The organism is Bradyrhizobium sp. CCGUVB14 (assembly GCF_024199935.1).
In the GTDB taxonomy this organism is placed as follows: Bacteria; Pseudomonadota; Alphaproteobacteria; order Rhizobiales; family Xanthobacteraceae; genus Bradyrhizobium.
In genome coordinates this window covers 3,162,055-3,179,302 of sequence record NZ_JANADS010000001.1, presented here as the reverse complement: position 1 = coordinate 3,179,302, position 17,248 = coordinate 3,162,055, and the positions used below count along the sequence as shown (strand labels likewise).

22 protein-coding genes are annotated in these 17,248 nt (G+C 59.7%); 14 read left to right on the top strand and 8 right to left on the bottom strand.

Translation table 11 applies throughout. The features are described from left to right. Positions 1-257 precede the first annotated feature (257 nt). Positions 258-689 carry a pyridoxamine 5'-phosphate oxidase family protein gene (locus tag NLM32_RS14720; protein ID WP_254129674.1) on the bottom strand — a complete coding sequence of 144 codons (432 nt, stop codon included), beginning with the start codon at positions 687-689 and terminating at the stop codon, positions 258-260. 133 nt (positions 690-822) lie between these two features. Between NLM32_RS14720 and NLM32_RS14715 the strand changes: the two genes are divergently transcribed. From NLM32_RS14715 to NLM32_RS14695, 5 genes are all read left to right on the top strand, one after another. Beyond that, the gene (locus tag NLM32_RS14715) at positions 823-1,059 is read left to right on the top strand and encodes a hypothetical protein (protein ID WP_309144845.1); all 237 of its coding nucleotides are present in this window, start codon (positions 823-825) and stop codon (positions 1,057-1,059) included. Positions 1,060-1,380: 321 nt separating this feature from the next. Continuing rightward, a complete protein-coding gene (locus tag NLM32_RS14710; protein ID WP_375143558.1) occupies positions 1,381-1,653 on the top strand; it encodes a DUF3551 domain-containing protein in 273 nt (90 codons plus the stop codon). Positions 1,654-2,316: 663 nt separating this feature from the next. Next, complete coding sequence (locus NLM32_RS14705; RefSeq protein ID WP_254129672.1) at positions 2,317-2,805, top strand: ferritin-like domain-containing protein; 489 nt, start codon at positions 2,317-2,319, stop codon at positions 2,803-2,805. 10 nt (positions 2,806-2,815) lie between these two features. Beyond that, positions 2,816-3,352, top strand: a complete 537-nt coding sequence (locus NLM32_RS14700; RefSeq protein WP_254129671.1) for a DUF4142 domain-containing protein — start codon at positions 2,816-2,818, stop codon at positions 3,350-3,352. Positions 3,353-3,700: 348 nt separating this feature from the next. Beyond that, positions 3,701-4,744 (top strand): AI-2E family transporter, encoded by a 1,044-nt coding sequence (locus tag NLM32_RS14695; RefSeq protein ID WP_254129670.1) that lies wholly within the window; start codon positions 3,701-3,703, stop codon positions 4,742-4,744. Positions 4,745-5,009: 265 nt separating this feature from the next. Here NLM32_RS14695 and NLM32_RS46365 read toward each other — a convergent pair whose 3' ends face one another. The 3 genes from NLM32_RS46365 to NLM32_RS14680 all read right to left on the bottom strand — a co-directional run bounded on the left by NLM32_RS46365 (position 5,010) and on the right by NLM32_RS14680 (position 7,203). Beyond that, positions 5,010-5,423 carry a hypothetical protein gene (locus tag NLM32_RS46365; RefSeq protein ID WP_254129669.1) on the bottom strand — a complete coding sequence of 138 codons (414 nt, stop codon included), beginning with the start codon at positions 5,421-5,423 and terminating at the stop codon, positions 5,010-5,012. A 371-nt stretch (positions 5,424-5,794) separates the two neighbouring features. Next, entirely contained in the window at positions 5,795-6,808 is a 1,014-nt protein-coding gene (gene ligD, locus NLM32_RS14685) for a non-homologous end-joining DNA ligase (protein ID WP_254129668.1), read from the bottom strand. After that, positions 6,805-7,203: a hypothetical protein gene (locus NLM32_RS14680; protein WP_254129667.1), complete on the bottom strand. Its 399-nt coding sequence runs from the start codon at positions 7,201-7,203 to the stop codon at positions 6,805-6,807. Before NLM32_RS14680 ends, ligD begins: the two co-directional genes overlap by 4 nt. Before the next feature lie 373 nt (positions 7,204-7,576). On the opposite strand from NLM32_RS14680, the gene NLM32_RS14675 reads away from it, so the two are divergent. Next, complete coding sequence (locus NLM32_RS14675; protein WP_254129666.1) at positions 7,577-8,266, top strand: AI-2E family transporter; 690 nt, start codon at positions 7,577-7,579, stop codon at positions 8,264-8,266. Next, entirely contained in the window at positions 8,218-8,646 is a 429-nt protein-coding gene (locus NLM32_RS14670; protein WP_254129665.1) for an AI-2E family transporter, read from the top strand. The genes NLM32_RS14675 and NLM32_RS14670 overlap by 49 nt, the downstream gene beginning before the upstream one ends. 141 nt (positions 8,647-8,787) lie before the next feature. Here the strand turns inward: NLM32_RS14670 and NLM32_RS14665 are convergent, their stop codons facing one another. Beyond that, entirely contained in the window at positions 8,788-10,074 is a 1,287-nt protein-coding gene (locus NLM32_RS14665; protein WP_254135304.1) for an Nramp family divalent metal transporter, read from the bottom strand. A 199-nt stretch (positions 10,075-10,273) separates the two neighbouring features. On the opposite strand from NLM32_RS14665, the gene NLM32_RS14660 reads away from it, so the two are divergent. From NLM32_RS14660 to NLM32_RS14635, 6 genes are all read left to right on the top strand, one after another. Then, positions 10,274-10,618: a DUF1236 domain-containing protein gene (locus NLM32_RS14660; RefSeq protein ID WP_254129664.1), complete on the top strand. Its 345-nt coding sequence runs from the start codon at positions 10,274-10,276 to the stop codon at positions 10,616-10,618. 92 nt (positions 10,619-10,710) lie between these two features. After that, complete coding sequence (locus NLM32_RS14655; protein WP_254129663.1) at positions 10,711-11,133, top strand: hypothetical protein; 423 nt, start codon at positions 10,711-10,713, stop codon at positions 11,131-11,133. Positions 11,134-11,904: 771 nt separating this feature from the next. Then, positions 11,905-12,057, top strand: coding sequence for a hypothetical protein (locus NLM32_RS14650; protein WP_254129662.1), 153 nt, complete (start codon positions 11,905-11,907; stop codon positions 12,055-12,057). Positions 12,058-12,094: 37 nt separating this feature from the next. Further along, a complete protein-coding gene (locus NLM32_RS14645) occupies positions 12,095-12,247 on the top strand; it encodes a hypothetical protein (RefSeq protein ID WP_254129661.1) in 153 nt (50 codons plus the stop codon). A 301-nt stretch (positions 12,248-12,548) separates the two neighbouring features. Then, the gene (locus tag NLM32_RS14640; protein WP_254129660.1) at positions 12,549-12,848 is read left to right on the top strand and encodes a DUF6894 family protein; all 300 of its coding nucleotides are present in this window, start codon (positions 12,549-12,551) and stop codon (positions 12,846-12,848) included. Positions 12,849-12,985: 137 nt separating this feature from the next. Next, positions 12,986-14,074 carry an IS5 family transposase gene (locus NLM32_RS14635; protein WP_254128493.1) on the top strand — a complete coding sequence of 363 codons (1,089 nt, stop codon included), beginning with the start codon at positions 12,986-12,988 and terminating at the stop codon, positions 14,072-14,074. Positions 14,075-14,447: 373 nt separating this feature from the next. On the opposite strand, the gene NLM32_RS14625 is transcribed toward NLM32_RS14635, so the two are convergent. Next, positions 14,448-14,816: a sensor histidine kinase gene (locus tag NLM32_RS14625; protein WP_254129659.1), complete on the bottom strand. Its 369-nt coding sequence runs from the start codon at positions 14,814-14,816 to the stop codon at positions 14,448-14,450. Next, on the bottom strand, positions 14,738-14,983 hold the full coding sequence (locus tag NLM32_RS46360) for a histidine kinase dimerization/phosphoacceptor domain -containing protein (RefSeq protein WP_375143639.1): 246 nt from the start codon (positions 14,981-14,983) through the stop codon (positions 14,738-14,740). The genes NLM32_RS14625 and NLM32_RS46360 overlap by 79 nt, the downstream gene beginning before the upstream one ends. A gap of 24 nt (positions 14,984-15,007) precedes the next feature. On the opposite strand from NLM32_RS46360, the gene NLM32_RS14620 reads away from it, so the two are divergent. Then, the gene (locus tag NLM32_RS14620; protein ID WP_254129658.1) at positions 15,008-15,148 is read left to right on the top strand and encodes a hypothetical protein; all 141 of its coding nucleotides are present in this window, start codon (positions 15,008-15,010) and stop codon (positions 15,146-15,148) included. Positions 15,149-15,843: 695 nt separating this feature from the next. Here NLM32_RS14620 and NLM32_RS14615 read toward each other — a convergent pair. Further along, a complete protein-coding gene (locus tag NLM32_RS14615) occupies positions 15,844-17,238 on the bottom strand; it encodes a carbohydrate porin (protein ID WP_254129657.1) in 1,395 nt (464 codons plus the stop codon). Positions 17,239-17,248: the final 10 nt, after the last annotated feature.

Genomic DNA, 17,248 nt, shown 5'->3' with positions numbered 1-17,248 from the left:
GGGCGTTAATACGACCCGCTTTTGGGGTGCCATTTGCGACCCTCGATTTCTTTCCCACACCCCCGCGCGCAAAAATAACAATGTTTTTAGAGGTCATGAATCGTAGAGGAGGACTGATCCGAGAGCGCCCCGCCTATGATCAATGCTGATTTTACCCACCGGCGAGAGAGCGTGCCCTCTTTTGATCACGATAACTGACGCAAAGCTTTGCCTGCAGATAGGAGCAGCATGACGGCCCTCAGAACGAGGGCTCGCGGTCAAAGCTCTACCTCACCTTCTTCGCGACCTTTCCAATAGGTCGCCCGGTCGGCCACCACTTTGATCAGGACGATTCCTGGCGTGTCGACGCCATTGTCGAACCATTTGTCGAGGTCATTCGTCCAGTGTCGATGAAAGGCGGTCTTATCGCGGATTAGTTCGGCTGTCCCTTCAACGGCAATATAGATCCCTTCGGCGAACAGACCAGCCTGCGAGGAGAATCCGAGCGCAACATTGGCATTCCGTTGAATGTCAGAAATGCTCCGCGTGTTTTCGTAGGTAAAGTAATAAGACGTGCCGTCGTAGGCGACATCGCCGTTATTACTCATGGGGCGATTGGCGATTTCGCCGTTTTCGGCGTGGGTGGAAAGAATGGCAATGTCGATGCCGGCCATCTCCTTGGCAATTTCAGCGAGCGATTTCTTGGACATGTTCGTCTCCGGTGGCTGAGAGCAACGACCGGGTCCAACCTACGTTCCTTCGACGTCCGCAACCGGTTGTTCGATGTTGCGTCGGCAAGTTTAGCCATATTGCGTCTTCCGATCAGCCTAGGAACCTAGCGAGATGGCGGACGTTCGGCTCACTATGGCCGATATCCCGCTTTCCCATCTTGTTGAGCATTCCGTCCAGATCGCGTGGGAATTCCTAGAGCGCTCGGGCGACCTCGGCGACGAGGCCCTGGCAAGCCTATTCCTGTCCAATAAAATAGGAGAACGTAGCAGGCTCCTGCTCTCGAACCGGGCGATCGACGCTTACCGGCGGCAATTTGGCGTCTGCGAAGCTGAGGATACTCGTCCCTAGGAACGAAAACCCAAGAGCCCGTTTGGTCGCTGATCGAGACGCGTCTGGGGCAGCCGGGCCAACGGTCGTTCTTGCTTTCGGCGACAGGCGGTATTGGCAGTGCAGCAGCGGGCTCAGTATCTCACCCGGCCCGCTGGGCGGAATCCGATTTCGGACCGGTCCATGTCACTTCGAGCCCCACTCGCTGCATGCCGAGGAGAATTTCTGCCGTGTGACAACTGCCGTAAGTGTCAAGCTTGACAACAATTTAATCTTCCCGAGTTGAAATCATTGGTTGGGCGAAACGTAATCAATACATGGCTCGCAATTGCGAGCGCGCAAATGGAGTTCTCCATGTATCGATCCTTCTCCTTCGCAACCTTCGTCGCACTCTCCACACTGGCCGGGGGGATCATATCCTCCGCATCCGCAGCAGAGTCCGCACAAGATCGCTTCTGTCTGCAGGGTCGACAGTCGGGCTACCCGGGGAACTGCGAGTTTTCGACTTATCAGCAGTGCTTGGCGACCGCAAGCGGAGCCAACGAAGGCTGCGGCATCAACCCAATGAGGGCTTATGAGGGACAGCAGCGGTATTCCAGATATCGCGTCCGGTAAGTACTCGGACACTCTCAAGCTTTCTCTTACTTCGTCCCCAGATCGGGCTGCGCCGGCAGCCTGATCTTCACAAGCTTGACCCACACATTTCGATGGCGTCGACCAAAGACTTGCAAAGCCGCGAGTGCAGGCGAGTTTTGCTAAAGCCCCCCCCCCCCGCGCAGCCGGCAGCACAGAATTAACAAATGTGAGATGCCCCGCGCGTCGAGAGCCAAAGCGATAGTCCCTGCATCGGGACGCTACGCGTCCGCCTGGCTGACGGGGTCGGCACAGTCGGCGGGTGCAGTGGCGGGGCCACTCTCTCGGAGCTTTCGCATTTGCATGAGTTCCCGCTGAGAAGCAAAGGGCGATCCGATTTCGCGAGCCTTGTTCTGCACAGAATCCTTGGTCCTCTTCAGGACCACCGATGCTCGAGCTACAGATGCCCCTTTCCGAACCAAGTCCCGCAATTGTTCAAGTTGTGCATCCGTCCATGTTCGTGACGTCACGCGAGGCATATTCAAGTCCCACAAAACGATAACAGGAACGACCGCTCGCACTCCGTGGCCGCTTGGGCAGTTTAATTTATATCCAAAGACAATGTTCCTGCGACAACAGCCGCCGACTAGGAACCTTGAATAGTTATCGAAGTTTGGAGGAGGCAAATTTGCGCAGGAGACAAAAATGGCTGAGAAAGACCTAAGCAATCTCTTCATCGATACCCTCAAAGACATCTACTACGCCGAAAAGCAGATCTACAAATCCCTTCCCAAAATGGCAAAGGCCGCCTCGTCGGACCAGCTCCGCGCCGCCTTCGAAAAGCACCACGATGAGACGGAGGTGCAGATTGAGCGCCTTGAGCAGATCTTCGAGCTGCTCGGCAAGCCTGCGCGCGGCAAAAAGTGCGACGCGATCGAAGGCATTCTCGATGAAGGCAAGGAGATCATGGAAGAGTACGAGGATGCCCCCGCGCTGGACGCCGGCTTGCTGGCCGCCGCACAGGCAGTCGAACACTACGAGATCTCGCGCTACGGAACCCTGCGATCATGGGCGGACAAGCTCGGCCACAAGGATGCAGTGAAGCTCCTCGATGCGACGCTTGCCGAGGAAAAGAAGACTGACGATGCGCTTTCGAAGCTTGCGATCTCGGCCATCAATGCCGAAGCGGCGTGAGGTGAGGTCCATGAAACGCATTGCAATTGCCGCTTTGGTCGCCACCGCTCTTTCGGCAACCGCGTTCGCCCAGTCCGTAGGCGAAAAGACGGGCGTCAACTCGGCTTTGGGTATAAGTCCCAAGACTGAGGACTTCGTCAAGGAAGCAGCTATGAGCGATCTGCTGGAGATTGAATCCGCGAAGATCGCTCAGCAGAAAGGCAATCCCGACGAGAAGAAGTTCGCTGACCAATTGATCGCCGATCATACAAAAACCAGCAACGAACTTAAGGAGCTGGTCCCGCCAGACATGAAGGTCGCGTTGCCGTCAGGGCTTGATGACAGCGCGAAAAAGAAGCTCGACAAGCTGCGGGATACCAAAGCTGAAGACTTCGCGGGCCAATACGATCCGATGCAGGTAAGCGCTCACAAGGACGCGGTTTCTCTTTTTCAGCGTTACGCCGAAGGCGGAGCTGATCCGAAACTGAAGGATTGGGCGAGCAAGACTTTACCTGCTCTGCAGCATCATCTCGGCATGGCGCAAGAGCTCGATAAGAACCGGAAGTGAAGCGCGTTAATTAGATGATAAGGACAGCGGGGCCGGCACAAGTGGTCTGCCCCGTCTATTCAGATCGCCTAAAACTCATTCTTGAGGTCTCGGAAAGAGAGCCGGTCTACCCAAGTGGAACCTCAATCAAGCCTTGGCCGTTTTCTGACAAGCGGTGTCTCTCTCGCGGCACCGGCCAGCGGCCGACATGCTCTTCGAGCGCGGGCCCGGTCTGTGAGGTAACAAGTGGGTCGCCCGAACGCGGTTAGCAAGCGGATAATCAAGCCAGGCACACCGACAGCCTCGGAACGCCGCGCATCGGATCACTCGATAGAGCAAAAGCCGCTCCCACTAGGTTCGGGCGCACGGATGAATGCCCGCGTAGTCTTTGCGCTGGCGGTCGTAGCGCTTTCGCTATGGACCGCTGCGGGTTTTCTGCCACCCTTGATCTGGGCGACCATTCTAGCCGTTACCTTGTGGCCCCTCTACATCAAATTTTCTGCACGGTTGACCTCGGGTCCAACGAGATTGACGGCCGCCGCGTTTACGGCGGTCGTCGCGCTTATTCTTTTTACGCCGATGGCGCTTGCGATCTATCAGGTAGCAGAGCAAGGAAATGACATCGCGAACTGGCTGAAGAAAGCCCGGGAGAGCGGAATCGAAGTACCTGACTGGATTGCTCGCCTGCCGGTCGTAGCAGAGATCGTGCAGCAATGGTGGCGGGATAATTTGTCCGATCCGAAAGCTGCGGCTTCGTGGCTCAAGACTATAAATGCGGATGATGCATCTGGTCTGTTCAGCACATTCGGCGGACAGCTCATGCGTCGCCTATTCATGCTATTCTTCTCTTTGTTTGCCTTGTTCGTGTTACTCAGCAATGGGCGCTCGGTCGCTAACCGCACTATCGAGACATTTGATCGTATTCTGGGGCACCCCGGTGAGGGCGTAATGCAGAAGATCGTGGATTCGATCCGAGGTACGGTCAATGGCACGGTCATTGTCGCCATCGGCGAGGGCCTGTTGATCGGTGTAGGGTATCTTGCTGCAGGCGTGCCAAATGCCGTGATGTTTACCATCATAACAACGGCCTTTGCGATGCTTCCGTTCGGTGCCTGGGCGGTATTTACAGCGGCCGCCGCGATGCTTTTGTCCTCAGGCGGCAGCGGAATCGCGGCGGCGGGCGTCTTCTTTTGGGGCGCCGCTGTCATGCTTGCTGGCGACCACTTTGTGTGGCCAACGTTGGTCGGCGGTGCAGCGCGCCTCCCCTTTCTGTTTGCTTTTGTTGGAATTTTTGGCGGTCTGGCTGCCTTCGGCCTGCTCGGTTTGTTTCTCGGACCCGTCATAATGGCCGTGCTGCTCACGGTCTGGCGAGAATGGATTTTTCAGCCTGAAAAACAAAGCGGGTCTCCCTAATGTTTGGAAGGAAGCCGTCGTATGAGCCTTACAGCGCGCGCTGTTTTCGGCGATAACGGATGCGGCGCAGACTGGCCCCTCCCCCCCTTGCGTTTCGCACCGATCCCTATGTCTTGCGTTTCCCGATCAAGGCGCCCCGCTCTCCAAAGTCTTTCCAGCGCATTCGCGATCTCGTGGGCTTCACCGCCGTAGAGGCGTTGGATCTGGCCGGCTGTCTGCCATGAAGATCCCACGATCCTCGCCAACTTGTCGTCGAGCGAACGCGTCATGATTTATTGGCGGTTGCGCGAGGACGCTGCCGCGCCGCTCGCCGTCGCTCGCGGCGTTGGCGTCGGCGCAAAGCCCTCTGGGCGAGCTGCGGGAGTGGCGGCACCGGGGCGGGGGCATTTTCGAGAGCGAGAACTTCGAGGACCGGCATTTGGGATAGCGCGCGCCCCTCCATGAACGACAACACAGAGCGACCCTCGTCGGTTATTCGCCAGCCGCCGTTCTCACGCACCACGAGGCGTTGCGAAAAGATATCGAGATCGGGCACCCGCGCTCCAAGGCGCTTCGTTCGCTCGGACCATTCTCGCCCACTGGTTGCAAGAATCACCATGTCACGCTTCACGTCGACGATGGTTGCGAACCCGTTTGGGTAGCTTACCAATATCTTCAGGATCGTAACTTGGAAATTCACCCGCCAGCCTGTTTGATCAGCGCAATATCGTTGGTGGCCGACCGAGGTATTCGGCGGCGGACCTTGTTTTCTTCGGGACGGCCTCTTCATGATCGCGCAAGCGTAGGCAGCTCAAGCGCATATTCCTTTTGGCCGCTCTCGTCCTTGCAATTCGGAAAACCGCGGTTTGTTATGCGACTAGTTGATTGTCGGCCAGGGCACAAAGATGAAAATGCCAATAATAACAATAGCTCATAGTGATAGTTCGTTTCCATATTTTCAGGAAAGTACTCGACGCGCATTGAAAACGCGTACAAAAATTCGCTCCAGCCGTGCGAGTTGTCGGTATTTCTGTCGGTAGTTGGGAGAACAACTGCTCGCGACGAATTTTGTTATTCCGAACGAATTGAGCGCGCGCGCCGGCTGAACTCCAGGTCGTAGGATTCGGGTGGTCGGCAATAATTTCGCGACCAGCTCTTTTCGCGAACAACGTCCTGGGGGTTCTTGTCGGACCGCAGGCCGAGATAGACCGGCTGGCGCAGCTCGCCCTTGCTCGTCCACTCCGCGAACTTAACTTCTGCAACCAATGTGGGACGCACCCAGGTCGTGACCCGCTCGTCCTTCACCTTGGCAGGAAAGGGCGATTTAGCTGTCTTGAGCCTCAGGAGCTTGCCGTGAAGCTCTTCGAGAACTTGATGACCGAAGCCTGTGCCAACGTGACCGATGTACCGCCAGGCGTCATCTTCGCGTACCGCCAGGACGAGAGCGCCGAAGAAGGGCCGTGTTCGTCTCGGCGCAGTGAACCCGGCGATCACGACCTCCTGCCGCTGCGCGGTCTTCACCTTCAGCCAATCAGCAGTCCGGCGTCCGGACGCGTACGGGCTGTCTGCGCGCTTGGCCATGATGCCTTCGAGATTTTTCTGCTCGGCTTCTGCAAAGAACTTTGTGCCGCTGCCTTTACGATGGTTGCTGAATGCGATCAGCTTGTGGCGCGGCAGGATGCCCTTCAGCCTTTCCTTGCGCTCAAGGAGAGGAAGCTTCCGGAGGTCTTCACCGTCGGCGAACATGAGATCGAACACGCAATAAAGGAGCTTGGCTTTGTGTCTCAACGCGTTCTGTAGGAGTTGGAAGCGCGAAACGCCGTCCGGGCCGATGGCGACGAGTTCACCATCGATCACGGCGTCGCCTTTCACTCCTTCCAGGGCCTGTGCAACCTCTACATACGAATGGCTGATGATTTTGCCGTTGCGGCTGTACATCGCCACCTTGCCCCTGCGGATCTCGCATACCATCCGGAATCCGTCGTACTTGTCCTCGAATACCCAATCGGGATCGTCGAAGGGAGCATCGGTGAGCGAGGCCAACATCGGCTGCAGGCGTTTGGGCAACGTCGACTTTCGGCTCATTTCGGAGCCGACCGCGAATCGCGAACTGTCTGCTCTGTTCGGCCCCTACGGAATGTCCCGATCACGCTCGTCCGAACCGAAACAAAAGCTTTCCAGAGTTTCGCGAACCAAGGGATCGTGAGCAGCTTCGGCTTCACGACGACGAAAAGCCGCTCGACCACCAGAAGGCTGAATGCGTAGCACGCAACGATCATCGCCGTCCCGGTGATCCAATGGCCCTCTCCTGCCACCGCTACCGCGACGAGCTTCAAAGGCTCTATGGTAGCCGCCGGTAGAGCCAGCAAGAAGAGCGACTGATAGGGGCCAAGTCCCTCGATCGACTTTCTTAAGCTCATGCGATGGTCCTCCACTGAAGAACGAAGCCATCCTGCCGGTTGTTCCTGGTAACGGAACATACGTCGCCTTGTCTCGTTTTAAGCGTGCAGGGCTTGGAGGAAAGACTAGATGCCTGCGGCCAACGAACGCGACGGCGAACTCAAGGACGAAGTATCGCGCTTGGAGAACGAGGTGGCCACCTGGCGCAGCAGACGGATCCAGAGACGAGGGACCACGACAGGCAAAGTGCATGTGGTCCGTATTTGCAAGCGTGTGGTCCCGCAGTTCGGTCCGTCATCGGACCAGATGTCAGCTAACGCACGGCAGTAGCGGCGCAGCCGGGAAACGCCGGAAGGTCTAATGACCGCCACAGCCAACGGGACACCGGAGAGACTTCATTCGGCAGCCTCACCGCCCGAACAAAAGCCGCTCCCTTTGGGGACGGGAGCGCGCATGAAGGCCAGAATTGTCCTGGCGCTGATGTTGGTCGTGCTCGGACTGTGGACCGCCGCGAGTTTCTTGCCTGCTCTCATATGGGCCGCCATCATGGCGGTCGCCCTGTGGCCTCTTTATCTGGCATTCGCCACACGCGTAACGGGTGGACCGTCCGGGTCGACAGCGTTCGTCTTCACCGTCCTCGTCGCGCTGATCCTGGTGACGCCGATTGCACTCGCAGTGTACGAGGTCGCGCAACAAAGCAATTTGCTCGCCGATTGGCTGAAGAGGGCACGCGAGAGCGGCATCGGGGTGCCTGACTGGATCGCACGCTTGCCGATCGCCGCCGAGAGCATGGAGCAATGGTGGCGGGCTAATCTTTCCGATCCGAAGGCAGTCACTGAATGGCTGAAGTCGGTGAATGCGGACAACGTATCCGAGCTCTTTCGAACGTTGGGCGGTCAGCTTATGCACCGGCTGTTCCTCTTGTTTTTCTCGTTGCTGGCCTTGTCCGCTCTGCTTCGTAGCGGCCGCTCAGTTGCGAGCCGCTTCCTCGAGACTTGCGACAGGCTCTTCGGCGATGCGGGTGAAGGTCTGGTCGAGAAGATGATTGATGCAACCTGTGCGACCGTGAACGGTACGGTGCCCTTGGCGAAGGATTGGCGATCGGCATCGGCTATTTCGTCGCGGGTGTGCCCAACGCCCTGATCTTCGTTATCCTTACGACGGCCTTTGCCATGATCCCGTTCGGCGCTTGGTTGGCCTTCACCGTCGCCCCCATCGTCACGATATCGCAGGGCGGAAGCGGGATCGCTGCGGCGGCGGTCTTCTTATGGGGCTCGCTCGTCATGTTTGCCGGCGACCATTTCCTTTGGCCAACGCTGGTGAGCGGCTCAGCAAGGCTCCCATTCCTGCTCGCGTTCGTTGGAATTTTCGGCGGCTTGGCCGCATTCGGCCTTATTGGCCTCTTTGTGGGCCCAATCATCATGGCCGCGCTAATGGCGATGTGGCGCGAGTGGATTTTCCTGCCAGTCCTGAGGCATGACGAAGCCGCTATCGCAAAAACAGGCGTCGCCAAGTTCACTTAACCCGGCAACCACATATGGCCGCAGCGGGCCAGAGCGGGTGCGGGATCGTCGGCCCCTTATGCCGCTGCGCTTACTCCCGTCTCAGCGGCGGGCCAGATCTAATAAGTTTCGCTCGAGCCGGTGTCTTGAACTGGGAGCCGATCAGCCCCCAATAGTGAATGCCATACCGACGATGCAAAAAAACATTGCGGCAGTTGCGATCCATCCAAGCCAATAGACCGGCCCAGAGATCACCAGATTGCCCATGACCGATTTTCGTCGCACCAGGAGCATCATCACGGTCATGATCGGTGCCGCCAATATGCCATTGATCACGGCGCTCCAATAGAGCGCCCTGATCGGGTCGAGCGCCGTGAAGTTGAGCGCCACGCCGAGCGCGACCGATACTGCGAGGACGCTGTAGAAGGCCACTGCTTCCTTCGGCTTTCGCGACAGTCCGACCGGCCACTTGCGGCCTTCGCCTATCGCGTAGGCGGTCGAGCCGGCCAGGACGGGGATCGCAAGCAGCCCCGTTCCAATGATGCCGAGGGCGAAGATCAACTCGGCCATCGCCCCCGCGACAGGCCTCAAGGCTTCCGCGGCCTGAGCGGACGATTCGATGTCGGTCTTGCCGGATGCGTGCAACGTTGCTGCCGTCGTCATGATAATCGCGACAGCGATGACGTTCGACACTGCCATGCCCACAAGGGTGTCGATCCGGATCCGCTTGACCTCCTCGGCCTCCTTCTCGGGCTCGCGCTTGAGCGGCTTCTTGTCAGGATCAATCCGCTGCTCCTCGGCTTCCTGAGAGGATTGCCAGATGAACAGATAGGGCGAAATTGTCGTACCGAGAATCGCGACCAGGGTCGTCAGGAAGGGCCCATCCCATTGGAGCCTAGGAATGAGCAATCCCTTCAAGGCCTCGCCCCAAGGGACCTTTGCGAGAAAAAGCGCGATCACGTAGGCGAAGAGCACCAGCGTCAGCCATTTCAGGATGGAGACGTAACGCTCATATTTGAAGAAGATCTGCGCGATCACCGAAACCACGCCGAAGACCATGACGTAGAGCGTGCCCGGTCCGCCGATCAGAAGCCTGAGGGCATCGCCCATCGCCCCGAGGTCGGCGGCAACGTTGATCGTGTTGGCCACGAAGAGCAGCAGGATCATGGACCAGATCACGGGAGCAGGGAAATTCCGGCAGACGTTTCCTGCGATGCCGTGGCCTGTGACCCGACCGATGCGTCCCGAGATTTCTTGGATTGCGGCCATCAGCGGATAGGTGATCAGCATCGTCCAGCCGATGCCGAATCCGAGCTGGGCGCCCGCCTGACTATAGGTGCCGATGCCCGAAGGATCGTCGTCGGAAGCGCCGGTGATCAGGCCAGGACCAAGGCGCTGCAAAAAGCTGTCCCGATCTTCATTCTTAATCGGCTTCTTCCCCGCCTTCATCGTCACGTCCGACCCTCCGCTTGTTTCAGTCACGGAACCGTCAACGCTCGGACCTTCCCAAGGGTCCGCACGGTCGCGCGCGCCGTCGATTTCAGTCGCAGTACGCTCGGGAAAAACAGGCAATTTCCTGTCGCGAATCCGGAACCTTGCCATCATTCGCGGGTTCTCGCATGCCGCATCCTGCGGCCAGGAGATTTTCATGAAGAAGCTGATGCTGACGTGCGCGGCTGCCGCGCTGATCTCGACCGGCGCGTTGGCGCAGTCCACCGTCGTCACCACCACCGGCGCCGGCCACGCCGCCGCCGTACAGATCGATCCGGAATACCGCACGAAGATTCGCACCTACGTCACTGAGCACAAGGTGCGCCCCATAGAGACCCGCGAGAAGATCGTGGTCGGGCAGCCCGTGCCGCGCGAAGTAGAGCTCGAGTCCGTGCCCGCCGATTGGGGTCCGTCGCTCACCCAGTACCGTTACGTCTATTCGGGCGAACGCGTGATGCTGGTCGATCCGTCGACGCGCACGGTCGTTCAGGAGATCGACTGAATCCTTGCGGGCGGGTCGCTGGAGCAAAGCGGCCCGCCCGTGTCCGCTCCGGCCCCGCCGATTCCTGATTCCTTCATTGCAAGCGGCCGTCCATGCCGATCATCCGATACTTCGTCTTCGTCGGCGCGCTGTTGCTGGCGCTGCTCTTCGCTGCGGACCGGTATCTGCCGGCCCCTTTCGAGCGCGCGGGCGCTTCCGATCCGGACAGGACCATCATCCGGATCGCCTCCGCGAGAAGCCTACCGGAGAAGATCGTGTTCGACGCGCGTCCTCGCACCGATGTGCCGATCATCGCGCAAGCCGATCCGGTCCCTGTAGTACCGCAGCACCAGGTGCGCGAAGCCATGGCCGCAGTGCCTGCCGCACCTGCCATTGAGGTGAAGAAAGAGACACCTGTGCGCGCGGCCGCAGCGGCTCGCCCGCATCCGAAGCGCTCGGCAAAACCACAGAAAAGAGCGCCCGACCGGCGTCTTGCCTTCGAGCGGCCCGACCCATTTGCTGGCGGATGGTGGTGACAGAATGCTGGGGCGTGATGTCGAAAAAGGAAAGGCCGCGCCTTCCATAGCGCGGCCCCGTTGCATGCGGACTTCCTTCACCCTGCCGGTAGTGCCGATGCCAGTGGCCGAACGACCGGATAGGAGCCGCCGTAATACGAGTAGGCTGGGCCGATGACACGGGGATAGCGATAACCGCAGAAGACGGGCGGAGTCTCGTAGGTTGTGGTGTAGCCGCCGCCCCAGCGATGCAGAAGGCGGACAGAGAGCGCTGCGCCCCGCCGTGGGGCCTCCGGCTTCAGCACCGGCGGCGTCCCCTGCTCTGGGCGCCAGATGGTCCGGCCGAAGCCTGATCCAGCGCCGCCGCGCGTCACGCGAGCGGGCCCGCGCAAAAGCGTGCTGACGCGCGCTTTCCGGCTGACACGGGATTAACCCAGTTCGTACCCGGCTTTTCTCGGGCGACTGACGGCCGAGGAGAGCCGGCCTGCATCAAGAAAAAGCTCGAGCTTGATCGACGGAGAACATCCTGCTGGCCATCAAGGTGCGAGTATGCTTGCGGAGACACGGGCCCGGCCTCGCAGGGGCTTGGCGTGCTCCGCCAGCTCGGTGGGGAGCCAACGAAAGTCCCGAGCTTGTCCGGCGGCCTTTGCTCCTGAACCCGCCCCGGGCACGTACGCCAAGCTTCCCCACTTTACTAAAGGTCTAGTTTCATTCCCGGAACCGAAACCGGCCATCTCCGTTTTGACGCAGCATCGTCGGTGGATAATACAGACCCGCTCCCTTGAAGAACTAATGGCAGAACAGGCGGCAAAGCTGAAAGAACAGGCCAGCCAGTTACCCGCTGGAGCCGAGCGCGAAGCCCTGCTGAAACAAGCCAAAATTGCGCAGACCGGCGCGCATCTGAGTGACTGGCTTCGTTCACCCGGCCTACGGCCGCCCGAATGAATCTCTACTAATCGATGCTGGCTGTCCTGAAGGGGTGGTGAAGCTGCTCGGCGAGTATCTCGAACACGCCCTCCAGTTTAGACGGATGGCGGCCGAAGAATCGGACCCTAAGCTGAAAGCGGCGATGGAGAGCCAAGCGAAGCCGGAAGATAGCCGCGAAGCGAGCCAAGAGCGGCTTGCCGGAGCCTAACCCTCCCGAGCAGTAGACTCACATTGGGCAAGGGAACAATTGTCCACTTTAGTACTTATTGAGTCGGCCTTTGGCAGGGTGATTCCCGTGAATTTTTTCAGTGGCGACAAGTTCTCTGGACCGAAGACGCGGGAAGAGCAGCGCTGTAAATGCGGCGCGCAGCCTCGACTGGCTCATACGATGATGGATCCAGTGCGCGGCCTGACTGTACGCATGTTCGAGTGCCGGTGTGGCGAGCGCTCTTGGACTGAGGACAAAGACTAAGGCCTGCGCGGTTTGCAGCCTCTTGTCTGCGAACGTATTGGCCCAGGTTGATCTTGACCAGTCGCCTATTCTGGAACGTGCACTCGCTTGTCAGCATTACTGGCGTATGCCGCGCTATTTCTTCCACGTGACACACAAACGCTATGAACCTGACCCCGAAGGCGCGGAATTGCCGGACAAGCACGCCGCTTGGCGTGAGGCCACAGTGACGGCTGGGCAGATACTCCGAGGCCTGGACGGGGAGCTAACGCCGGACCATGGATGGCGGATGGAAGTCACGGACGAATTTCAAAATACGCTCTACGTCTTGCACATCAAAGCCGAAAAGCCAAAGTAAGACGGCCTCAGCTGTCGGCCTCTCACGGCGTCCGTCGCGTGCGATGACCCCTAGCAGGCTGCTGAAAAAGTCGCTTCGCGCGACGCGCGGATTGTGATTCCCTGCATTTGCTTGATTCCTTGGGGCTGGGGATTGCGATGCGCGGGGCAGATCAGCGGTCGGAAGGCATATTCAGCTACGTGCGATTGGAGCAGCGTGTTCCGGCGGATCATCCGCTGCGTGCGATCCGCGACCTGGTCGACGCTGCGCTGAAAGAGTTGTCGCGCGATTTTAGCAGGCTTTACTCGCGCGAAGGTCGGCCGTCGATCCCGCCGGAGCGGCTTTTGCGAGCGCTGCTGCTGCAAGCCTTCTATACGGTGCGTTCGGAACGGCAGTTGATGGAGCAGCTCGACTATAATCTGCTGTTTCGCTGGTTCGTCGGTCTTTCGATGGATGACGCGGTGTGGAATCCGACCGTGTTCTGCAAGAACAGGGATCGGCTGCTCGACGGCGACATCGCCGCCAAGTTCTTCGTCGCCGTGCTGAACCTGCCGCAGGTGCGAGGACTGCTGTCCAGCGAGCACTTTTCGGTTGACGGTACGCTGATCGAGGCCTGGGCCAGCATGAAGAGCTTCGTGCCGAAGGACGCTGGCGATCCGCCCGCGGGAAAGGATCGCGGCTCCCGCAATGCCGAGCGCGACTTCCATGGCGAGAAGCGCAAGAACGCCACGCATTCCTCGACGACGGACCCCGACGCCCGCCTGTTCCGCAAGGGTGCTGGCAAGGAGGCCAAGCTCTGCCACATGGGGCATCTGATGACGGAGAATCGCAACGGACTCATCGTCGATGCGCGGTTGACCGAGGCCAACGGCACCGCCGAGCGCGCGACTGCGCTCGACATGATCGAGGACAATGCCCGGCCCGGTAGCACGGTCGGCGGCGACAAGAACTACGACACTGCCGACTTCGTCGCCGGCTGCCGCGAGCGCGGCTGCACGCCGCATGTCTCGCAGAACGACACCAACCGCCGCTCGGCGATCGACGCGCGCACCACCCGCCATCCCGGCTATCGGATCAGCACCATCAAACGCAAGCTGATCGAGGAGCCGTTCGGGTGGATCAAGACGGTTGGCGGCCTGCGCAAGACGCGCCATCGCGGCCGCGGCCTGGTCGAGTGGTTCTTCGTGTTCACCGCCGCAGCCTACAACCTCGTTCGCATCCCAAAGCTGCTGGCCGCGACGGGATGAATCCGTCTGGAGCGTCAAAAATGAGCCACCAACCCCACCTATACAGCGCATGCGGAGCTCATCGAGGCCCATCGCTGGCTTCGTTTTCAAGCCGCATATTACGAAAATCATCATCCAAGGCATCTTTTTCAGCAGCCTGCTAGTAGTAAAGCGCGGGTCACCTCGCTCGAAGTCAGGTCCGACATCGGCGTCGCGACTACGGCGACCCTCACACACAGATCGAGGCTCAGCGTCGGATAAACGCATTGGTCCCGGCCAATGATAGGCATCGAGCGCAACGTGATGACCGCAGTATAGACCAGGACGCCACTCAAGCCCATTTGCCGCATCTCGCCGAAGGTGATCTTGAGTAGCGAGCGTCGTCCTGCGGCGCTCATGCGTCACGCGCGAGTGAAACCTGGACCTCGCAGCTTTCCGAAAGAGGCCTTCTCGTCACTGCCCCCTTCATCTGTGACGCCAGCAGGCTGATCAATTGCGTGCCGAGCCCGCTCTTGACTGCGACCGGACAGCCGACGCCGTCGTCCTGTACGGTCACGACGATGCGGTCGTCCTTGGCGCGCACGTCCACCTCCACCGCGCCGCGGCGACCCTCCGGAAAGGCGTACTTGAAGCAGTTCGTCACCAGTTCGTTCACGATCAGACCGATCGACGCGGCCTGCGAGCTCAGCACCTCGATATGCTCGCAGCGGACACCGATCGAGATCGTGCGTACCCCACGATGGAAGTCGGCGAGGCTCCGCATAGGGCTTCGATGTACGGCGCGAGGTCGATGCGGCTGCTGTCTGCGGTATTGCGCAAACGGTCGTGGACCTTTGCGACCACGTCCACCCGGCTCACCGCTGACGCTAGCGCCGCCTGGACCGCAGGATCGGTCGTTGAGCGGGCCTGAAGTCTGAGGACGGAGACTATGGTGGCGAGGTCGTTCCGCGTTCTATGCGCGAGCTCCTGCAGCAGAACTTCCGAATATCGTTTGGCTTCGGCAAGATTCTGCAGAGCGTGCCGCAGGAACTCGGTGACGGCTGCGATGCAAATGCCGGTCAAGACGAACAAGACGAGCGGGATCGCAGCGGATGATGGAGGTCCCGGGATGAAGTATGCGGCGGCAAGCGCGGCGGCTGCCGCGGTGGCCACGATACCACTGCCGCGGTCGAAGAGGATGGAGGACAGGAAGATTGCCGGAATGAGAGCAGAACGGGGTAGGAGCGCAGGTGATCGTCCAGCATCACCCGGGCGAAGAACGCGATGCCGACCAGGCTGAGCGTCAAGATCTAGCACACCCAGATCGGAAAGTCCGACTTGGCCGTGAAGAGGCGGTGCAGAAAGGCTCCCATTCGAAAGGAACGTGCCTTCCAGGCTCGATGTTCCAGCAGCTGTCAGACCGCTTCCGATAGTCTTCTCAAGCGGCTCCCGGTCACAGGACGGGCTTTCGCTGACTGTCCGGAAGGAGGGTCGGCTTGAAACTCGGTTTCCATCTCGTCAATGCCCTCGCCACCTGAACAGCCGATCCGCTCGGCTGACAGGCCGGCCATATAGTGCTCGACGGAACGTCCGCGACGCCGAAATACTCGAAACCACGTTGACGCGTCGCTTTCGCCATCGGCCATCAATCTCGGCGGATTTCGAGGCGTCTGGAGGACGATCCGTCGGCATTCGGAAGCTGGCCGTTCTTTTTGTCTGCCCATCATCGGCAGGAGGGAAAGAGACATGGTTTAGGAGGAGCGAGATGAGCTCTTCACCTTTCGCATCCAGCGACACGCAACTGAAGTTTCCTAGAATTTCAACGTCGTGCGCAGGCCGAAGACCGCCGCGTTTTTCAGCGCCCGGCCCGGCAGCGGGCCTGTCGGGTCCGTCGCTCCGCCGCCCGGCCGGATGATGTATTGGAAATTGGGCTGGAGGGTCCAGCCGTCCCTCACCTGATACTGATACACCGCCGTGAGGAGTCCTTCGAAGCTGCGCACCGGCCAAGCGGGACCGGCAAGTGCGCGATAGTCGAAGTCGAGCGCCTGGGCTCGCTTCGAGACGTGCGCGTAGCCGGCCGCGATCCCAAGCTTGTCGTCCGGCCGTTTGTCGCTGAGACCGATGAATTCGAGCCCCGCGTCGGCGTAGAGGTCGATCAGGTTGCGGTCGGCGGGGGCGCCGGAGACGCGAGCGAAGATGCCGACTCCGCGGTCATCGCTCTTGGGAACGCGATAAAGCTGCTGCTCGAACACCGCCCATGCGCCGACGTCGCCCGCCAACGTGAGCGGCGTGCCGCTGCTGGCCGGCGCGGCAAGCGAAACGCCGCTGCTTGCGAGTTGAAGATCGGAGAACGGCCCGAAGTGACGCCACCCGCCGAACTTGACCTGGCCAGTCAGGTTGGGATCGCCCTTCTTGTTGTTCCAGGCGTACTGGATCTGCCCTAGCAGCAGAGGCGGATCGTTGATCCGGAAGTTGACGCCGTATCGGTTGCGTTCCTGCGGGTCGCCCGGTCCAGGACCCGCCTGGTTGCCGTCGAAGATGCCTCCAAGGACGGAGAGCTGATCCGTGATGTTGACCAGCAGCCGGGCGCCCATCGCGGCCAACGGAGGTGACGGACCGCCGCTCGGCAGGTCGAGCGACGTGATTGCCGGCCATCCCATCGAGGCGTTGGTGAAGGCGTCGGTGTATTTCGTATTGAAGAACTCGCTGTCGGCGGCAAGCTGCCCAAACTTCAAAGAGATCTTTTTGTCGCCCCACTGCTTTTCGAAGTAGGCTTCGTAGAGACGATTTGAGGGCAAGGCTTCGATCCCGCTCACAACGAAAAAATTGTCGAGATTGTTGCGCGACAATCCCTCGCCGTGGATCTGGAACATGTTGGCGTGGAACGACAGCTTGTCGACGCCGACGAGCTTCTGCAGGTCCACATCGATCGCAAGGTTTAACCGGCCTTCGTAGATCGCTCCTTGCTTCAGTCCGCCGGAGACATTCGCCAGCGTCTCACCAATGTAGGTTGCGGCGAACTTGATCCCGTACTTTTGGAATGGGTTCGGCAGAAGCCCGAGGGTCTTCTCCTCGACGGTACTCTCGCCGGTGTCGGGATCGGCGGGCTTGTCGTCGTCGGTCTTCTTGTCCTCCTGCGCGAATGCGTGGGAGCCTTCGAGAAGACCCGCAAGAAGGATCGCCAGCGCCAGGCCTCTAACGGACATTTTCAATCGA